This window comes from Chryseomicrobium sp. FSL W7-1435, assembly GCF_038595005.1.
In the GTDB taxonomy this organism is placed as follows: domain Bacteria; phylum Bacillota; class Bacilli; order Bacillales_A; family Planococcaceae; genus Chryseomicrobium.
The window spans coordinates 2,458,818-2,477,395 of record NZ_CP151997.1 but is presented as its reverse complement, the minus strand read 5'-3'; the positions used below and the strand labels follow the sequence as shown (position 1 = coordinate 2,477,395).

Below are 18,578 nucleotides of genomic sequence, written 5' to 3'. Positions count from 1 at the left end.
CAGCTGGCCATAAGCGGTCAGCTGAGTTTTTTACATAGAACTACGAATGGTGTAGTAGATAATAACAAAGGTTAAAATGATGACAACATTCCATACCGTATAAGCATTTTTAGAAATAGGACGATCCAGTGCCTGCCAGCGGTTTACGAGAATAACAAATATCGCCGTTAAACCAATAGCAAAAAGTACGGTTGTCCATATAGGCCATTCAAAATAAGCAGTCGCCAGTAAGGCAATAAAAACTGCAGGAATTAAGATGGCTCCGTTAATCAATTTACGGACCGTGTACTGCTGTGTTGTCATGTCAGAACCCCTTTCAATTCCTCTTGCAGCTCATTCACTAGAAACGGTTTGGCTTGCAAAAACGCAACAAACGCCTTTGTCTCAGCAATCGTTTCTGGCTTTGGTTGCGCGCCAGTATAGTAGGCACGGATTAAAATATTTTTCGGTGTATTTTCGAGGTCGACGAACTCAACCAGCTGGGTCTCGTAGCCTACAAGGTCTAAAACTTGTGCACGGATGGAGTCGGTGGCTAAAGACGCAAACCGCTCTTTGATGAGTCCGTGACGTGTCATCACAGCAAGGGCTGGAGAATCCAGCTGAGTGAACAATTCATGTTGACAGCAAGGCACACTTAGAATGACACGAGCTCCCCATTTCACTGCTCGCCCTAACGCCATGTCCGTTGCTACGTCACACGCGTGCAATGTCACAACCATATCCACTTGCTGAACGTTATTGTAGTCAGTGATATCACCAACTTTAAAATGCAATCCATCATACTGCAATTCTCGTGCCAACTTTTCACAATGGGCAATGACATCTTTTTTCAAATCAAGACCTGTAATGTTCACTTCGTACCCTTTTAATTCTTTCAAATAATAGTAGAGGGCGAATGTGAGATAAGACTTTCCAGAACCGAAATCAATAATTCGAAGTGGTTGATCAGTTGGTAGATAAGCAAGAGAGTCTTCGACAAACTCGACAAACCGGTTGATTTGTTTAAATTTATCATGTTTCTGATTTTTAATTTTGCCATCTTTTGTTTGTACGCCTAAATGAACTAAAAATGGATGGACAACATCGGGATCAAGCACATAATTTTTTTTGCGGTTATGCGAGAGTTCTACAGGTGGCTGATTGTCAGTAACCGAACGTTTCATGGTTACTTTTTTCTTCTTAGAAAGCTGGATGTGCACCGATTCACCTGCCCAATTCATTTGCAACTGGCGATACCGATCTAAAAGCTCTCTTACTGTCTCCTCCATTTCGGAAGGGAGCTTATTCTCATGCGTGATGGTTTGGTCGAAATGATATTCTAACTGGATGTGATACAGTCCTTTGATTTCAACAGGCTTGATTTTGATTTTTCCTGCCGATTCAGTTTTTGAACGTGATTGACTGATAACCCCGCTTATTAATTGTTGTTCGCTGAATCGTGTAATCAGTTCAAGTTGCAACTGTTCAAGTTCCATTGCGAACACCTCCGTTCATCAATTTTCTACTGTTCATCATAGCACATTCAAAATGGGGCAGGAATGGAAGAAGTCTCGTCAGAATTTTGTGATAATATAGAAGGGACAACATGACAAAGGGGAGATTGTTTTGTTTAATGAATTAACAATAGGGCAAGTGCTGAGAAAAACGGCAACAGAATTTCCACATCAAGAAGCGTATGTTTACCCTGAACACGGGATTCGAAAAACGTACAAAGAGTTTGATGAAGAAACGGATACACTCGCTCGCGCATTTATGAGTCTAGGTATTCAAAAAGGGGAGCACGTGGCCATTTGGGCAGATAATAAAAGGGAGTGGTTACTCACGCAGTTTGCCACAGCTAAAATAGGTGCTGTATTGGTAACCGTTAATACTAGCTATCAAAAGAAAGAATTAGAATACCTTTTGCAGCAGTCAGACAGTACAACATTACTGTTAGCTGATTCGTTTAAAGGGACCTCGTATATCGACATCGTCAAAAATTTGGAGAGAAATCAGCTACCTTATCTGAAGCGCGTTATTTTATTGAATGAGCAACAAGAAGAGGGCATGATGACGTGGTCTGAGCTGGAGAACGGCGCTCCCAACGTTTCTGGCAAACAACTTGAAGAACGCTTTCAGTCACTATCCAATGAAGATGTTATCAATATGCAGTACACATCTGGAACGACTGGGTTTCCAAAAGGCGTTATGCTATCTCACCGAAATATCGTCAACAATGCACAATTAGTTGGTGATTATATTCATTTAACGGAAAATGACCGACTTTGCATACCTGTCCCATTTTTCCATTGTTTTGGCTGTGTCATGGGAACTTTATCGAGTGTGATCCATGCCACAACAATGGTGATTTTGGAACAATTTCATCCGAACAAAGTACTTCAAGCAATCCAAGATGAAAAGTGCACGGGTTTGTATGGGGTACCCACCATGTTCATTGCCGAATTAAACGATCCTGACTTTGCTAGTTTTGACCTTTCTTCACTTCGGACAGGTATAATGGCTGGTTCCATTTGTCCGATGGAAGTGATGAAGCGGGTTATTCATGATATGGGCGCAAAAGAAATCACCATTGCTTATGGCCAAACTGAATCTTCTCCTGTTATTACGCAAACCAAAACAGATGATGCTATCGAGAAACGAGTAAGTTCGGTTGGTCGTGCTCATCCAGGGGTGGAAGTGAAAATCATTGACCCTGCAACAGGTGAGGAATCCCCAACAGGTGTACCTGGTGAACTCTGTACTCGCGGCTATTTAGTTATGAAAGGGTACTACAAAAATGAAGAGGCCACAAAACAAGCAATAGACCATCATGGTTGGCTTCATACAGGCGACATTGCGGTAATGGACGAAAATGGTTATATCGATATAACAGGTAGAATTAAGGATATGGTCATCCGAGGAGGAGAAAATATTTACCCAAAAGAAATTGAAGAATTTTTATACCAGCATCCAAGTATCCAAGATGTTCAAGTGATTGGTATTCCTGATACCAAGTATGGAGAAGAACTCATGGCATGGATCATTGTCAAAGAGGGACACTCTCTGACAGCTCAAGAGGTCAGAGAATTTGCAAAAGGAACAATCGCACACCATAAAATTCCGCGCTATATTGAATTCACAGAGGCGTATCCTATGACGGCATCTGGTAAAATACAAAAGTATATGCTACGTGAACTCGGGCAACAAAAAGTGACAAACTGAGGCGTTATTTCCCGGGAAATAGACAGCAATAGACAGGAGAATAAGATGAATTTAGATCATATCGTTCATTTTGTGTCAGAATCACCTAAAGAAGTCGTTGAAAAAACAAATTATGCAGGAATTTCAAGTGTGTTGGGTGGGGAACATGTACAATGGGGAACCGCAAATACATTAGCTTTTCTAGCTTCAAGCTATATAGAGTGGTTATCCCTTGTGAATCTTTCAGTTGCAAAAGATGCGGATCATCCACTCACTAAATTATTATTGTTTGACCTTAAAAATGGGCCTGGATTTGGGACGATCTGTTTGCGTCCTGACTCCATTGAACGAGTCTATAATCGCTTTCAAACGCAAGGGATACAAACTACAGAAATTCTCGATGCCTCTCGGAAAACGCCAAATGGGGATGTCCTTCGTTGGAAAATGCTTTTTGTGAAAGAAAATCCAAGTGAAGACTTGCCGTTACCTTTCTTTATCGAGTGGGAGCAATCGCAGCAAGAAAAATATGCCGATTTAGAACAACAAAAGCAACTTCCACCGCGTGTAGAAGAGTTACGAGTGCAAGAATTAGTAATTGCTACTAAGACACCGTTTCAAACTGCAGAGAAGTGGGCAAACTTATTAGAAGTGGCTCAGCAAGGTACACAAATAATACTTTCGAATACACGTATTACTTTTGTGGAGTCAGAACAAGACCTATGCCGTTTGCAGCGAGTTGACATCGTTGGAACCGGAAAGGAAAATACGGTAGAGATAGAGGGCGGAATTTATACGCTCTTGCCATAGGAGGTGCCAAAATGGAAGAAACACAACGAGAAAGAGCCATCCTTGTCGGCGTTCAGCGACAAAAAGATCATCATTTTGAGTATGAAATGGAAGAACTCGAAAATTTAGCGTCTGCAATAGAAATTGAAAAAGCCGGTACTGTGACTCAAAATTTAGAGCGAATCCATGCGGGCACTTATGTAGGTACAGGGAAAGTGGAAGAAATCAAAATGCTCTTCGAAGCAACTGAAGCTAACGTAGTCATTTTTAATGATGAGCTGTCCCCTTCACAAATCCGCAATTTAGAAGAATTATTAGAGTGCGAAGTAATGGATAGAACGATGCTCATCCTTGCCATCTTCTCACGACGGGCAAAGACACGTGAGGCAAAACTTCAAGTAGACCTTGCACAGCTGCAATACATGCTGCCACGACTTGTCGGTTTACGTGCATCCCTTTCTCGTCAAGGTGGTGGTACGGGTGGCGGATTTAAAAACCGTGGTGCGGGTGAGACAAAGTTAGAGCTAGATCGTCGAAAAATCGAGGAGCAAATTTCACGCATCAAACGAGAACTAGAAACAGTTAAAAGCCAACGAGATACACAGCGTAAGCGCCGACAAAAAGAAGGGTTACCTGTAGTTTCATTAGTTGGGTATACCAATGCTGGTAAGTCGACGATTATGAATCAAGTGATGCTGCAGGCAGGGAAAGAACAAAAACAAGTATTTGAGAAAGATATGCTGTTTGCTACGCTCGAAACTTCTGTTCGCCAAGTGAAGCTAGAAGACCAAAAGCAATTTTTACTGACAGATACCGTTGGATTTGTTAGTAAGCTGCCCACTCACTTGGTCAAAGCTTTCCGTTCTACACTTGAAGAAGCGCGGGATGCCGACCTTTTATTGCATGTAGTAGATGTATCGAATGATGAGTACCGTTACATGATTGATGTCACAAACAAGACTCTTGATCAAATCGGTGTAGAAGATGTTCCGACACTTTATGTATTTAATAAAAGTGATCGTGCTGAGAGGGAATACCCTGTGTACAAAGATGATCAACTTTGGATTTCTGCAAAAGAAGGAGCAGGGATTGACGAGTTAATTGATCAAATTAAGTCACGCATCTTCCAAGACTACACAACGCTTTCACTTTTGATTCCTTTTGATCAAGGGGAATTAGTGGATTACCTCAATACACATGCGAGTGTACTTGATACGGAGTATGATGAGCAAGGTACATTGATGACAGTAGAATTGTCTGCAAAAGATGCTGCTCGCTTAGAAGGCTTCTTGCATGCATAGGAAAAGATTGGGACAAATATAGTATTAGGACTTAACTAGTTAGAAGGTTGAGTGGAGTGTAGGGGCTGACTCCAGTGGGATTTAAAGTCTGAACGTGAGGCCCCGCAGGAGCTTGCGATGAGGAGACTCACGACGCGCCCACGGAACGCAGCCCCGTAACGGAACTCAACATACACAAATAAATCAGCAAATTCTCTGGGAATTCACCTAGAGAACTTGCTGATTTAATTTTGTCCTAACCTTTTTCCATTTTGATAGAATTAAAAACCTTATTATTCTTGTGTAATCCCAAGCTTACTCTCTCGGAATTGACTATTGTGAAGAGTGGCAAAAACGCCACCCTGTGCGACCAAATCATCATAACTGCCTTGTTCTTCTATGCCATTTTCAGTCACTACAACGACACGATCAGCGTCACGAATTGTAGCTAAACGGTGAGCAATAATAAGCGTTGTTCGATTTTCAGCAAGCTCTGCAAGGGCAGTCTGTATAATTTGTTCAGTTGCTGTATCCAGGGCTGAAGTCGCCTCGTCCAAAATCAGAATTGGCGGGTTCTTTAAGAACATCCGAGCAATTGCTAGACGTTGCTTCTGACCACCAGACAACTTCAAACCACGTTCCCCAATCTGCGTTTCATAGCCATCTGGTAGACCCGCGACAAACTCTTCTAAATGCGCTTTTTGAGCAGCATTCATAATTTCTTCATCACTTGCAGCAAGATTTCCATAGGCAATGTTTTCACGAATGGTCCCTGTAAACAAGAATACATCTTGTTGCACAATTCCGATTTGGTATCGTAGTGATTCAGTCGTCATATCTTGAATCGGAATGCCATCGATTGAAATTTCGCCTTCATTTACATCATAGAATCGCGGAATCAAAGAACAAATAGTTGTTTTTCCAGCTCCTGAAGGTCCGACAAAAGCAACGGTTTGTCCAGCTGGTATCGATAAATTAATCGATTTAAGGACTTTTTTATGGTCGTCGTATCCAAAAGTTACATCTGTAAAGTCAATATCTCCTTGTAATGCAGGAGCTGATTTTGCATGCGGAAGGTTTTGAACTTCCGGATCTTGCTCAATTAACTCCATGAACCGTTTAAATCCGGCCATTCCTTTTGGATAAAGTTCAAGAAGCGCTGTAATTTTGTCCACAGGCTTTATCAGTACATTGACGAATAACACAAACGCCACAAAATCCCCGTAAGAAATTTGTTCTGACAATGTAAACCATGCACCCACAACTAACACAACTAACGTAACAAGACGTGTCATCATGAAAATACTAGAGTGTGTTTGCGCCATTACTTTGTAAGCACGTAATTTAGCCAAACGGAATTGATTGTTATCCTGTTGAAAACGATCCATTTCAAAGCTTTCATTTGTAAAAGATTGAACAACGCGTACGCCTGAAACACTGTCTTCTACACGGGCGTTGACATCAGCAATTTTGCCATACATCTTTTTCCAAGCTTTGTTCATTTGAATATTTCCATAAGTTGCAACAATCGATAAGAAAGGCACCATAACTATTGCGATGACTGCCAATTCAGGATTGATGTTGAACATAAGGAGGAAGGCACCTATCAAGGTCATGATGGCTATAAAAATATCCTCAGGACCATGGTGAGCAAGCTCTCCAATATCAAATAAATCATTCGTGATCCGGCTCATGATATGACCGGTTTTGGTGTTGTCAAAGAAACGAAACGATTGTTTCTGGACATGGTTGAAAAGCTCTCGACGCATATCAGTTTCAATATTAATACCGAGTTTATGGCCAAGGTAATTGACCACGTATTGTAAAAATGTACTAAGAATATAGACGAATAATAACAAGACCCCTGTTTGAACAATGAGATCCCAATCACCCGTTGGTAGCAGGTCATCAATAAAGTATTGGACAGCTACAGGGAAGGCAAGTTCAAGAATAGCAACGATGATTGCACTTGAAAAATCAATGATGAAAAGCCTTCTGTGAGGCCTGTAATAACTAAAGAATTTACGAAGCATGAGGGTTCTCCTTTCAAGTACTACTATTTAGTATAGCGAAATAAGTCGAAATGTCGATGAGAATTTAATTAACGGGAATAAAGAAGGTGGATATGCTAAAATGCTGGAATACTTTAACGACAAACGTTTATTCCTGACTACAGTTCGGGTAGAACAATAGTAAACAAGGGGGAGGAGTTAAGTGACCATGAATAATTGGAAATACATACTTGCACTGCCAGCCCTCGGTCTCTTTTTTATTATGTATTATTACTATGTAAATAAAGAAGAATTATGGACGGACCGTGTATTTAGCGAGTGGTTTGAAGGGAACTTGATAATAGGAGTTTTTGATTTCTTTGCCAATCCTCCTACTGTCACTGTTGTCTCTCTAGTATTAGTTCTCTATCTATGGATTTTTAAAAAGAATTACCGAGGAATGTTATTTGTATTAGCCTCAGTGGGTGGAGGTAGTGTGCTCAATCAGTTGCTCAAGACATTAATTGAACGAGAACGACCTGAACTGGAAGGTCAGCTTTTGTCCTTTAGTTTTCCTTCAGGTCATTCTATGGCAGGGATTATTTATTTATTAACTTTGGCCTATTTTCTTACTGAATATATGTACGAACGAAAAAAACAGGTGCTCATCTGGTCAGCCGCACTTCTTCTTGCGCTATTGATTGGACTTTCCCGAGTAGCCGAAATTCATCATTACGGTTCAGATGTTGTGGCAGGTTGGTCAATTGGGTATGTCTGGTTTGCGTTAGTGATGTGGTGGTATGAGTACAGAGAACGACAATTTAAAAAACACCGACCCTCTTCAACTTAGGTTGAGAGGGTTTTCCCGTTAGGAGGTAGTAAGATGGAGTTTCAAGTAACGGAACAGCTTGTGGCGCTTGCAAAACAGCGAATGGAAGGGCATGCAGTAGAGGGATTTGTACGAGGTGGGGGCCCACTAAAACCGAAACTTCTATTGATAGGAGAAGCCCCTGGTGAAAACGAAGCTATCCAAGGAAAGCCGTTTGTCGGAAGAGCAGGAGCAGAATTGGATAAATCTCTTACGAGTATTGGGTTAACCCGAGAAGATGTGTACATGACTAGTCCTGTACGTAGTCGCCCCTATCAATGGAAAGCTAAAAAACTACGCTCTGGTGAAGTTATTCAAAAGAAATATAACCGAGCTCCAAAAAAAGAAGAAATTTTGGCGCATGCACCTATTTTAGATTATGAAATCGCGCAACTAGACCCGTTGCTGATAGTTACATTAGGCAATGTCGGATTGCAACGATTGCTAGGAAAAGACTATAAAGTTTCCGAATGGCAAGGGAAACTGATCGATCACCCAGTTCAAAGGTTGCGTGATCTACAATCGGAAGAGTTCGAATGGACTTCTGAGAGTTATACTATCTTGCCCACCTATCATCCTGCAGCGGTCTTTTACAATCCAAAAATTCGGACAGAAGTAGAGCAGAACTGGCTTGAAATTGAAAAGTATTTACAACAAGTGGGTCTTTGAATTTCGCAAGACAAAAAAAGTTGCGCAGAGGAAACATTTCGCATATACTAATAAAAAAAGACAGAGTAGGATGATTTTTTATGGATGGGAATGTTCTCTTTGCACTGGGGTTAACGGTTTTAGCAGGACTAGCAACAGGGATTGGTAGCTTAATAGCGCTTTTTACTTCACGAACAAATAAAAAGTTTTTATCAGTTTCCCTTGGTTTTTCGGCGGGGGTCATGATTTTTGTAGCGCTAGTTGAAATTTTCTTTAAGGCAAAAGATGCTTTAGTGGCAGAGCTCGGAGCAACAAATGGCTACTGGATGACATTGGTAGGATTCTTCGGGGGTATGCTCCTTATTGGCTTGATAGACCGGCTATTGCCGTCTTTAGGTAACCCGCATGAAGTGAAGTCTGTAGAGGCGATGGATGAAGGGCCTACACCTGCAGAGCATGCTCGCTTGATGAAAATGGGGATGTTCACTGCACTAGCTATTGGTATTCATAACTTTCCTGAGGGGATTGCAACGTTTATGTCCGCAATGGCTGACCCGAGCTTAGGTATCGCCATTGCAATTGCTGTGGCCATTCACAATATTCCAGAAGGGATAGCTGTAGCAGTTCCTATTTATTATGCGACGGGGAGTCGAAAGCGTGCCTTCAAGTTATCATTTCTATCAGGTTTAGCAGAACCGGTCGGTGCAATTGTGGCGTTTTTAATCTTAATGCCATTTTTGTCAGATATCATGTTCGGTATAGTGTTTGCAGGAGTAGCTGGGATTATGGTGTTTATTTCACTAGATCAGCTATTGCCGGCCGCTAAAGAATTCGACGAGGCACACTCATCAATTTATGGAGTAGTCGCTGGAATGATGGTAATGGCAGCAAGTTTAGTGCTATTTTCTGTTTAATTTTTAGATGTGGAAGGCGTTTGCCTAGAAATGCTTCGGGAATCAAGGGTGCGCATAGAGGTGCTCTATACCTCTATGTGTGCAATTGATTTTCGAATGTATTTCTAACGCCTGGAACTTGATTGAGTTAGATGTGGAAGGCGTTTGCCTAGAAATGCTTCGGGAATCAAGGGTGTGCATAGAGGTGCTCTATGCCTCTATGTGTGCAATTGATTTTCGAATGTATTTCTAACGCCTGGAACTCGATTGAGTTAGATGTGGAACGCCGCTCGGGAAAAGAACCATTTCCCTGGGGGCGTTTTTGATTGTGACGTTAAGTGCATTGATTGTGACATTAGCTTCTTCCATTCTTACATTAACTTTGCCCATTCTGACGTTAGCGGTTCCCACTCTTACATTGCTGCTTTTATGGAAACTAATCTCGCAGCCAGAACCCCTAAATGTGTTGAAGCTTTTTCCTAGTAAGATCTTGAGTATCAAAAGCCCTTCCTAGAAAAATCATAAAGTATGTATTGGAGAAATACTTTAGTTGGATGATTATTACATTAAGTGCATTGATTGTGACATTAGCTTCTTCCATTCTTACATTAACTTTGCCCATTCTGACGTTAGCGGTTCCCACTCTTACATTGCTGCTTTTATGGAAACTAAACACCCGTCTCAAATTGAGTTACACAACAAGAATTAAATAAATCAGCATGTTCTCATGAAAATTTATGAGAACATGCTGATTTTTTGTAGGCTAAGCTCTGCGCCAAAGGGAGCTGTAGAAACCTTATAGAGTTTGAAGTGCGGGAACTTCTCCTGAACTGACATAACATCGAAACACGGAGGAATGACTGAAATCAACGTCGGACCTGCTCCACTGATAGCCGTTCCATATGCGCCTAACCCATTTACAAACGCTTTATAATCAGATGCAGATGGGATGAGCGACATTCGGTAGGGTTCATGGAACTGATCGCAACTCATCATGGAACCGACAAGTTGGTGATTATCCGTAGCAAGTCCAGCGACTAACATGTTGGCAGCTGCACTACTTGCAACAGCTTGCTCACGTGTGTAGCTTGCTGGCAACACTTGTCGCGCTTTCTCTGTTTTCAATTCTATAGCCGGGATAGCTAGTAGCCACTGAAAAGTAGGAAGTTCGAAACGTGAGAAAACCAACTGCTCCGAGGAATGATAACTCACGATGCAACCTCCGTAGAGAGCTGCGGCGACATTATCCGGGTGACCTTCGCAAAGGGAAGCAAACTCTAGAAGGTCGGCTTTCTCCAAGTCCAGCTCTGCAAAATGGTTCGCCAGTAAACAAGCGGCTACAATGGCAGCTGCACTGCTTCCTAGCCCTCGTGCAAGAGGAATTTCACTTGTTAGATGTAGACGAAGGGACGGCATTACTTTTCCGTGACGATGCGCGAGCTCACAGGCTGTCTGAAAAATTAAATGAGTAGGCACATCTTCAACCGGTGGAAGATGTGCGCCTTCATGAATCACTTCCCAAAATTCGTGAGGAGATGCTTCAACAGTTAAATAGAAGGGTAAAGCTACTCCAATGGAATCAAAACCCGGTCCTAAATTAGCGGTACTCGCTGGCACACGGATACTTACTGTCATCTTTGAAGCACCTCCTCTAGATAGTCTTGAAGTGCAGGTGCACTTGATTCTAATTGACGGGGTCGAGTAAATCGACAATCCATAGCAGTCTGAGGATCCTTCAACCCATTACCAGTCAGGACGGCTACAACAGTAGAGCCTGGTTGAATTTCACCTTGTTTAACGGCACGTAAAATTCCTGCGACAGAAGCACTTGATGCCGGTTCAACAAAGACACCTTCCGTTCCGGCTAAAAGCTGATAAGCCGCAAGCATTTCGTCATCTGTGACGGCTTCGATAAGCCCATCAGACTGGTCTCGCGCTTGTTCTGCAAATTTCCAAGAAGCAGGATTCCCGATACGTATGGCTGTGGCAATAGTTTCTGGGTGTTCAATAGGATAGCCTTTGACAATTGCTGCTGCTCCTTCTGCTTCATAGCCGTAAATTTTCGGAAGGCCAGATTGGTGCAATTGGTTGTATTCAACAAACCCTTTCCAATACGCTGTGATATTCCCAGCATTACCGACCGGAATAGCTAAAATATCTGGTGCTTTACCTAGTGCATCAATAATTTCAAAACTAGCCGTTTTCTGACCTTCGATCCGGTAAGGGTTCACTGAATTCACAAGTGTCACGGGCGATGTCTCACTGATAGCGCGCACCATTTCAAGTGCCCGATCAAAATTCCCTTGAATTTGGATGACTTCAGCACCATACATATAAGCTTGCGCCAGCTTGCCTGCTGCGACTTTCCCTTCTGGAATAACAATGATTGCCTTCATGCCTGCTCGTGCTGCATAAGCAGCAGCTGCAGCTGAAGTATTTCCAGTAGAGGCACAAATGACAGCGGTGCTGCCTTGCTCTTTGGCTTTAGCCACGGCTAGCACCATTCCACGGTCTTTGAAAGATCCTGTAGGATTCGCGCCTTCAAGTTTCAAATGAAGATGAATACCCAACTGTTTAGATAGATTTTCGGCATAAAGTAATGGTGTATTGCCTTCTAACAAGGTGAGAAGCGGAGTTTCCTCTGTAATAGGTAAATATTCTTTATAGTGATGAAGTAATCCGGACCAAGCCATTGTTCATTCCGCCTCTCTGTACTTTTAGTGAAAACAAATGTCTTTTCATAATGGACATTTTACAGTACGACAGAAGGTTTTTCAACCGTAATATTTTAGTTGTAAATGCATGAAAATAAGCGTATACTCATGTTGGTTAACAGGACACGTGTAAAGACAGGAGCTTGAATGATGAATAAAACTGTAGAACCTAAACCGATGTCACGTAACAAATTACTCGGTATTGCTGGTCTTGGCTGGATGTTCGATGCGATGGATGTTGGTATTCTTTCATTTATTATTGCCGCTTTAGCGATTGAGTGGAGCCTCTCCCCTGAACAAATGGGATGGATTGGTAGTGTCAATTCTATCGGTATGGCAGTAGGAGCCATTTTCTTTGGCTTAATAGCAGATAAGATTGGCCGTAAAAATGTCTTTATGATTACGCTATTGATGTTTAGTCTCGCCTCCGGTGCATCAGCATTAGCAGGTGGACTAGCGGTATTTCTAGTCTTACGTTTCTTTGTAGGAATGGGACTTGGTGGAGAATTGCCAGTTGCTGCTACACTTGTGGCAGAATCAGTTCCAGCTGAAGAGCGCGGAAGAGTGGTCGTGCTTTTAGAAAGCTTTTGGGCATTAGGGTGGATATTAGCAGCGTTGATTGCTTACTTTGTTATCCCAGACTACGGATGGCGTTGGGCATTGGCTTTAACAGCTTTACCTGCTTTTTATGCAATTTATCTACGCTTGAAATTACCTGATTCACCTCGGTATAAAAATGTAGAAAAAGTGAAGCGAACTGTCATTCAAAATATTAAAGAATTATGGGCACCGACATATCGGAGAAGAACGTTGATGTTGTGGATTCTCTGGTTTACAGTAGTGTTTTCTTACTATGGTATGTTCTTGTGGTTGCCTTCTGTCATGGTACTTAAAGGCTTCAGTTTAATTAAAACGTTAGAGTATGTCTTGATCATGACACTGGCTCAATTGCCAGGTTATTTCTCAGCAGCTTGGCTTATTGAAAAAATGGGGCGCAAGTTTGTTTTAATTACCTATCTTCTTGGAACAGCAGCAAGTGCGGCTGTGTTTGGTTCAGCTGAAACACTGACAATGCTAATGATTTCTGGTATGCTCCTATCCTTCTTTAACTTAGGCGCTTGGGGTGCACTCTATGCGTATTCTCCAGAGCAATACCCTACTGTGATTCGAACGACAGGTTCGGGAATGGCTGCTGGCGTTGGCCGGATAGGAGGAATTCTTGGACCACTTCTTGTCGGAACTATGGTGGCTGCTAATTACGAGATTGGTATCATCTTTGGGATCTTCTGTGTGGCGATCGTCATTGGCGTTCTTGCAGTTGCATTTCTCGGAACAGAAACGAAACAACAAGAGTTACAAGATACCTTGTAGTCACTGCCTCGGCAGTGGCTTCTTTTTTTTCATTCGCAATTCGTTTACACTAAAGCTAACTCTATTCTCGAAGGACGTGGAATCATGACAAAGGAATTAACCGCACAACAAGTGATTACTAGTATTCCTGCACAGGCAGATATTATCTTTCCCTTAACAAATGGGGAGCCTAACCGCTTGCTTGATTATTTGGAACAACACCAAGAGCAACTAAGAGAAGTGCGTATTCATCAACTTCTGCCTTTACGTGGTCGATCGTACATGAACAATGCATCAGATGCCCACTTAAAACACATCAGTTACTTTCTTAGTGGCGCAAATCGAAAGGAGTTTCATCAAGGCACCGCTGATTTGATGCCGAATAATTTTCATGAAGTCACACGCATACTACGTAAAGTTGGAAGAAGGTTGATGGTTATGGCGGTCGTTTCACCTATGGATGAGTTTGGTTATTATTCATTAGGGACCCAGGCAGATATCGTCAGTGAGTTTATCGGAAAAGTACCATTTATCGTAGAAGTGAATGAACATATGCCACGAACGTTTGGTCAAAATCAGATTCATAAAAGCCAAATCGAAGGATTTGTAGTCAATCATCAGCCTCTTGTTAGTGATGAGCCAGCACCGATCTCTGAGATGGATATGAAAATCGCTTCTTATGTAGCAGAACGTATTCAAGACGGAGATACCTTACAAATTGGGATTGGTGGAATACCGAATGCGGTTGTAAGCCAGTTGAAAACACATCGTCATTTAGGTATTCATACAGAGATGTTTGTAGACGGAATTATTGACTTAGTGGAAGCTGGAGCAGTAGATGGAACGCGTAAATTTACCAATCAAGGAAAAATGATTTCAACATTTGCTCATGGTTCTCAACGACTTTATGATTTTTTACATGGCAATCCAGCGATTGAATTCTTGCCGGTAACAACAGTCAATGATCCACGAGAAATTGGTAAAGAAGAGAATATGATTTCAATCAATGCGACAACCGAAGTCGATTTGTTTGGCCAATGTGCTAGTGAGACAGTTGCTGGTCGTTATTATTCATCTACAGGTGGCCAGGCAGATTTTGCGCGAGGAGTACGTTTTTCGAAAAATGGTAAAGGGTTTATCACCATGACCTCTACGATTAAAAATGGGGAAATGTCTCGCATTAAAGCTTCACTTGCACCGGGCTCGATTGTCACAACCAATAAAAACGATGTTGATCACATTGTCACGGAGTACGGCGTAGCTGAGATGTTTGGTCGTCCTTTATCAGAGCGTGCAGAACAACTGATTGCGATTGCTCATCCAGACTTCCGAGATGAACTGCGCTTTGAAGCGAAGAAGCTTGGGTTGATCCTGTAAATGAAAATATTACCTGACGAGTTTTATCATCTTCCCACTCTGGAGCTAGCGAATTCCCTGATTGGCAAACTACTTGTTCATGATACAGATGAAGGAAGACTATCCGGCTACATTGTAGAAACAGAAGCCTATATGGGAGTCTTGGATCAGGCGGCTCATAGTTTTGGTGGGAGAAAGACGAAGCGTACAGAAGTCATGTTTTCTGAACCAGGTCATATTTACACTTACCAAATGCACACACATACACTGATCAATGTGGTGGCAGAAGATGTAGGGGAACCTCATGCTATCTTGATCAGAGCTCTTGAGCCTCTAGAAGGCCAGGCCACTATGGCACGTAATCGTAATCAGCTACCAATGAAACAGTGGACAAACGGTCCGGGTAAATTGACAAAAGCGCTTGGAATCACGATGCAGCATTACGGTAGTCTGTGGAGTGAACCACCGCTTTACATTGCAGAAGGAAGAATCCCTCAATCTGTATCCACGGGCCCTCGAATCGGTATCGACAATAGTGGAGAAGCGGTTCACTACCCGTACCGGTTCTGGGAAACCGATAATCCCTATGTCTCCAAATACCGGACGCCAAAACAGCCACCTAGCGATACTCGCTAAGTGGCTGTTTTTTTAGGCATCAATCATCTTGCCCATATAATATTCATCAACATAATGGCCTTGAATGCGCAGTGCATTTTTACGAGTGCCTTCTAATTCGAAACCTAGTTTGTTATACAATTTTTGAGCGATGACATTTTCTTTAATTACAGTCAGTTCAAGTTTCTCAATACCGACATCCTTAGCCCAGTTCTCTCCGTGATACATTAAAGTAGAGGCGATGCCTTTATTTGAGAATTGCTGTTTCACACCTATAACAATAGATGCTCTATGAGAAGCACGTGGAGAAGGGCCCCCGATCACCACTAGATAACCAGCATATTCACCATTCATAATTGCTAAAAATAGATTAGAATTGCGCGCTTGTTTCCATTCTTCTAAACGCTTTCTAATGCCTTGCACAGATTGTTTTTGTTCAGACTTGCCGTAAAGCATAAAATCCGTCTCTGAATAAATAGCTTCTTGCAGTTGGATAAATGCACGAGCGTCTTCTGTTTCTGCTTCACGAACAATTAAAATATCCTGCTTCTCCCGCTCATGCGATGTATCGTGTTCATGAATCGAGTTTTGAAAGATAACGTATTGATTGAGTTCGATCTCACTGACACCATAGCCATTGTCAGTCCATGCAAAATAATGGAGAGCGGGAGGCTTTGTTTTCTTCCACCAACTTCTACTTAAATAAGCCGCATTGGGAAGTGGTTGTCCTAAAATAGCCTCCATTTGAGGAAATGTCAGTTTCACTGTCTTTTGTTCCGTCTTTTTAAAAAAATCATGAAGCGGTAAATACTTTGCTTCGGTTGTCCGTGCCATCCTATCACCCTCTTTTACACTTTGCCAAAATATCTTTTAGTATACCATGAAAATTCAGTCGAAATGCGTTATATCCATAATGTCGATTTGGGAAAAAATATGCTAAACTGAAGAAGCACAAAAATTGAAGGAGGCATTTCCATGTCTAGAACACTAGTATTTGGTCATAAAAATCCCGATACTGACTCTGTAACGTCAGCTATCGTCTATGCATACTTGAAAAATCAAATCGGTCACGAAGCAGAGGCAGTTCGTCTCGGTGATATTACAGAAGAAACTGCTTTTGCTTTAACTCATTTTCAAGTGGAAGCTCCACGTGAAATAGTGGCAGTAGAAGAAGGACAACCGGTCATTCTTGTCGATCACAATGAATTCCAACAAAGCGCAGAGGGTATAAGCGATGCCCATATTTTAGAAGTCATTGATCACCACCGTATTGCTAACTTTGAAACTGCTGATCCACTCTATTATCGTGCAGAACCAGTAGGTTGTACGGCAACGATATTATTCAAGCTATACAAAGAGCATGGGGTTGAAGTACCTCAAGCTATGGCAGGTTTAATGTTGTCAGCTATCATTTCAGACTCTTTACTATTTAAATCACCTACTTGTACAGAGCAGGATTTAAAAGCTGCAAAAGAATTAGAAGCTCTTGCTCAAGTAGATGCACAAGAATATGGATTATCCCTGCTAAAAGCAGGAGCAGATGTATCCTCAAAAACAATTGATGATCTACTGACATTGGACGCAAAAGAATTTGGTATGGGCAATTACAAAGTTGAAATAGCTCAAGTCAACGTCGTAGATCCACAAGACGTGTTCAATCGTCAATCAGAAATTGAAAAGGCCATTTATGACCGGATTTCTGAAAAAGAGTTGGATCTGTACTTCTTCGTCGTGACAGATATTTTAAATAACGATTCAGTAGCACTTGCTTTAGGTAAGATGGCAAACAAAGCGGAAGAAGCGTTTAACGTTGCTTTTACAAATCACACTGCCTTACTAAAAGGTGTGGTCTCACGTAAAAAGCAAGTGGTTCCAGCACTTACAGAAGCCTTATCAGAATAAGCTCAAATTATTGATTTTCTAAGAAGAACAAACTATGCTGACTAAGAGGTGATTGTATGGAAATCGCAATCTGGTCAGACTACGTTTGTCCTTTTTGTTATATTGGAAAACGCCGCTTAGAACGCGCGCTAGAAGAGACTGGGTTTTCAAGTCAGGTAACAGTACATTTGAAGAGTTACCAGCTAGATGCCGGTACCCCCGAAGTTGTAACTGAATCTATTTACGAATCCTTGGCTCGAAAATATAATACAACTATTGAACAAGCAAAAGCGATGACAGCTAATGTCATCGAGCAAGCAAAATCAGAAGGGCTAGAGTACAATTTTGATAATGCAAAACCGGCCAATACGGCTCGTGCACATCGTCTAGTAAAATGGGCAGATACACAAGGTAAGGGAAATGATTTAGGAGAAGCCTTGCTGCAAGCCTATTTCATCGATGGAAAAAATATTAATGATTCGGCTATTCTTATCGAGTTAGCTACTTCAGTTGGCCTGGATGCCTCAGGAACGGAAGAGGTACTCATGAGTAATCAATTCTTCCCAGAAATCCAAATCGACCAAACAGAGGCTGCGCAAATCGGTGTTCAAGGAGTACCATTCTTTGTCCTCAACAATAAATATGCCATTTCTGGCGCACAACCTATTGAAGTATTCAAAGAGGCGCTACAAAAAGTTGCCGAAGAAGAAGGCTTAAAACCTACCCTTCAAACCATTGGTGGTCAAGGTGCTACTTGTGATGGCGACGTATGTGATTTTTAAGGAAATAGAAGCCCATTCAGACTATAGTTAAAAAATTTAATTAATCTGAAGTTGAGTGGAGTGTAGGGGCTGACTCCAGTGGGGTCAAAAGTCGGAACGTGAGGCCCCGCAGGAGCTTGCGACGAGAAGATTCACGGCGCGCCCACGGAACGGAACTCAACGTAAATAATCAGTAGATTCTCTTTGGAATTCAACCTAGAGAAGCTACTGATTTTTCTATTTCTCAGTCTCTTT

17 protein-coding genes are annotated in these 18,578 nt (G+C 41.9%); 11 read left to right on the top strand and 6 right to left on the bottom strand.

The window, feature by feature from the left end; all coding sequences use genetic code 11:
- Positions 1-30 precede the first annotated feature (30 nt).
- Both MKY84_RS12570 and MKY84_RS12565 read right to left on the bottom strand, forming a co-directional pair.
- Positions 31-303: a hypothetical protein gene (locus MKY84_RS12570; protein WP_342526428.1), complete on the bottom strand. Its 273-nt coding sequence runs from the start codon at positions 301-303 to the stop codon at positions 31-33.
- A complete protein-coding gene (locus MKY84_RS12565) occupies positions 300-1,475 on the bottom strand; it encodes an SAM-dependent methyltransferase (protein ID WP_342526427.1) in 1,176 nt (391 codons plus the stop codon). The genes MKY84_RS12570 and MKY84_RS12565 overlap by 4 nt, the downstream gene beginning before the upstream one ends.
- A 130-nt stretch (positions 1,476-1,605) precedes the next feature.
- Between MKY84_RS12565 and MKY84_RS12560 the strand changes: the two genes are divergently transcribed.
- The 3 genes from MKY84_RS12560 to hflX are packed head-to-tail and all read left to right on the top strand — an operon-like array spanning position 1,606 to position 5,267.
- Positions 1,606-3,201, top strand: coding sequence for an AMP-binding protein (locus tag MKY84_RS12560; RefSeq protein WP_342526426.1), 1,596 nt, complete (start codon positions 1,606-1,608; stop codon positions 3,199-3,201).
- 45 nt (positions 3,202-3,246) lie between these two features.
- Positions 3,247-3,987, top strand: a complete 741-nt coding sequence (locus tag MKY84_RS12555) for a VOC family protein (RefSeq protein WP_342526425.1) — start codon at positions 3,247-3,249, stop codon at positions 3,985-3,987.
- Positions 3,988-3,998: 11 nt separating this feature from the next.
- Complete coding sequence (gene hflX / locus MKY84_RS12550; RefSeq protein WP_342526423.1) at positions 3,999-5,267, top strand: GTPase HflX; 1,269 nt, start codon at positions 3,999-4,001, stop codon at positions 5,265-5,267.
- 272 nt (positions 5,268-5,539) lie between these two features.
- Here the strand turns inward: hflX and MKY84_RS12545 are convergent, their stop codons facing one another.
- Positions 5,540-7,279, bottom strand: coding sequence for an ABC transporter ATP-binding protein (locus MKY84_RS12545; RefSeq protein WP_342526421.1), 1,740 nt, complete (start codon positions 7,277-7,279; stop codon positions 5,540-5,542).
- Between the two features lie 187 nt (positions 7,280-7,466).
- Here MKY84_RS12545 and MKY84_RS12540 point away from each other — a divergent pair, with 187 nt between their 5' ends.
- The 3 genes from MKY84_RS12540 (at position 7,467) to zupT (ending at position 9,667) form a co-directional block, all read left to right on the top strand.
- Positions 7,467-8,087 (top strand): phosphatase PAP2 family protein, encoded by a 621-nt coding sequence (locus tag MKY84_RS12540; protein WP_342526419.1) that lies wholly within the window; start codon positions 7,467-7,469, stop codon positions 8,085-8,087.
- A gap of 33 nt (positions 8,088-8,120) precedes the next feature.
- Positions 8,121-8,774, top strand: coding sequence for a uracil-DNA glycosylase (locus tag MKY84_RS12535; protein ID WP_342526418.1), 654 nt, complete (start codon positions 8,121-8,123; stop codon positions 8,772-8,774).
- 80 nt (positions 8,775-8,854) lie between these two features.
- Entirely contained in the window at positions 8,855-9,667 is an 813-nt protein-coding gene (gene zupT, locus MKY84_RS12530) for a zinc transporter ZupT (RefSeq protein ID WP_342526416.1), read from the top strand.
- A 714-nt stretch (positions 9,668-10,381) separates the two neighbouring features.
- On the opposite strand, the gene thrB is transcribed toward zupT, so the two are convergent.
- Positions 10,382-11,281, bottom strand: a complete 900-nt coding sequence (gene thrB, locus MKY84_RS12525; RefSeq protein ID WP_342526413.1) for a homoserine kinase — start codon at positions 11,279-11,281, stop codon at positions 10,382-10,384.
- Positions 11,278-12,339, bottom strand: coding sequence for a threonine synthase (gene thrC, locus MKY84_RS12520; RefSeq protein ID WP_342526411.1), 1,062 nt, complete (start codon positions 12,337-12,339; stop codon positions 11,278-11,280). Before thrC ends, thrB begins: the two co-directional genes overlap by 4 nt.
- Positions 12,340-12,510: 171 nt before the next feature.
- On the opposite strand from thrC, the gene MKY84_RS12515 reads away from it, so the two are divergent.
- From MKY84_RS12515 to MKY84_RS12505, 3 genes are all read left to right on the top strand, one after another.
- Entirely contained in the window at positions 12,511-13,731 is a 1,221-nt protein-coding gene (locus MKY84_RS12515) for an MFS transporter (RefSeq protein ID WP_342526409.1), read from the top strand.
- Positions 13,732-13,815: 84 nt separating this feature from the next.
- Complete coding sequence (locus tag MKY84_RS12510) at positions 13,816-15,087, top strand: acetyl-CoA hydrolase/transferase C-terminal domain-containing protein (protein WP_342526407.1); 1,272 nt, start codon at positions 13,816-13,818, stop codon at positions 15,085-15,087.
- A complete protein-coding gene (locus tag MKY84_RS12505) occupies positions 15,088-15,702 on the top strand; it encodes a DNA-3-methyladenine glycosylase (RefSeq protein ID WP_342526406.1) in 615 nt (204 codons plus the stop codon).
- 12 nt (positions 15,703-15,714) lie between these two features.
- Here the strand turns inward: MKY84_RS12505 and MKY84_RS12500 are convergent, their stop codons facing one another.
- Positions 15,715-16,515: a GNAT family N-acetyltransferase gene (locus tag MKY84_RS12500; RefSeq protein WP_342526405.1), complete on the bottom strand. Its 801-nt coding sequence runs from the start codon at positions 16,513-16,515 to the stop codon at positions 15,715-15,717.
- A gap of 141 nt (positions 16,516-16,656) precedes the next feature.
- On the opposite strand from MKY84_RS12500, the gene MKY84_RS12495 reads away from it, so the two are divergent.
- Both MKY84_RS12495 and MKY84_RS12490 read left to right on the top strand, forming a co-directional pair.
- Positions 16,657-17,583, top strand: a complete 927-nt coding sequence (locus MKY84_RS12495; protein WP_342526403.1) for a manganese-dependent inorganic pyrophosphatase — start codon at positions 16,657-16,659, stop codon at positions 17,581-17,583.
- Positions 17,584-17,639: 56 nt separating this feature from the next.
- Complete coding sequence (locus MKY84_RS12490) at positions 17,640-18,344, top strand: DsbA family oxidoreductase (RefSeq protein WP_342526402.1); 705 nt, start codon at positions 17,640-17,642, stop codon at positions 18,342-18,344.
- The last annotated feature ends 234 nt before the right edge of the window (positions 18,345-18,578 follow it).

Excerpts from the sequence above, each read along its gene's own strand:
- MKY84_RS12515 (WP_342526409.1), top strand. The coding sequence starts at position 12,511 with ATGAATAAAACTGTAGAACCTAAACCGATGTCACGTAACAAATTACTC.
- MKY84_RS12505 (WP_342526406.1), top strand. The coding sequence starts at position 15,088 with ATGAAAATATTACCTGACGAGTTTTATCATCTTCCCACTCTGGAGCTA.
- MKY84_RS12510 (WP_342526407.1), top strand. The coding sequence starts at position 13,816 with ATGACAAAGGAATTAACCGCACAACAAGTGATTACTAGTATTCCTGCA.
- MKY84_RS12565 (WP_342526427.1), bottom strand. The coding sequence starts at position 1,475 with ATGGAACTTGAACAGTTGCAACTTGAACTGATTACACGATTCAGCGAA.
- zupT (WP_342526416.1), top strand. The coding sequence starts at position 8,855 with ATGGATGGGAATGTTCTCTTTGCACTGGGGTTAACGGTTTTAGCAGGA.
- MKY84_RS12535 (WP_342526418.1), top strand. The coding sequence starts at position 8,121 with ATGGAGTTTCAAGTAACGGAACAGCTTGTGGCGCTTGCAAAACAGCGA.
- thrC (WP_342526411.1), bottom strand. The coding sequence starts at position 12,339 with ATGGCTTGGTCCGGATTACTTCATCACTATAAAGAATATTTACCTATT.
- hflX (WP_342526423.1), top strand. The coding sequence starts at position 3,999 with ATGGAAGAAACACAACGAGAAAGAGCCATCCTTGTCGGCGTTCAGCGA.
- MKY84_RS12545 (WP_342526421.1), bottom strand. The coding sequence starts at position 7,279 with ATGCTTCGTAAATTCTTTAGTTATTACAGGCCTCACAGAAGGCTTTTC.
- thrB (WP_342526413.1), bottom strand. The coding sequence starts at position 11,281 with ATGACAGTAAGTATCCGTGTGCCAGCGAGTACCGCTAATTTAGGACCG.
- MKY84_RS12500 (WP_342526405.1), bottom strand. The coding sequence starts at position 16,515 with ATGGCACGGACAACCGAAGCAAAGTATTTACCGCTTCATGATTTTTTT.
- MKY84_RS12570 (WP_342526428.1), bottom strand. The coding sequence starts at position 303 with ATGACAACACAGCAGTACACGGTCCGTAAATTGATTAACGGAGCCATC.
- MKY84_RS12555 (WP_342526425.1), top strand. The coding sequence starts at position 3,247 with ATGAATTTAGATCATATCGTTCATTTTGTGTCAGAATCACCTAAAGAA.
- MKY84_RS12490 (WP_342526402.1), top strand. The coding sequence starts at position 17,640 with ATGGAAATCGCAATCTGGTCAGACTACGTTTGTCCTTTTTGTTATATT.
- MKY84_RS12495 (WP_342526403.1), top strand. The coding sequence starts at position 16,657 with ATGTCTAGAACACTAGTATTTGGTCATAAAAATCCCGATACTGACTCT.
- MKY84_RS12540 (WP_342526419.1), top strand. The coding sequence starts at position 7,467 with ATGAATAATTGGAAATACATACTTGCACTGCCAGCCCTCGGTCTCTTT.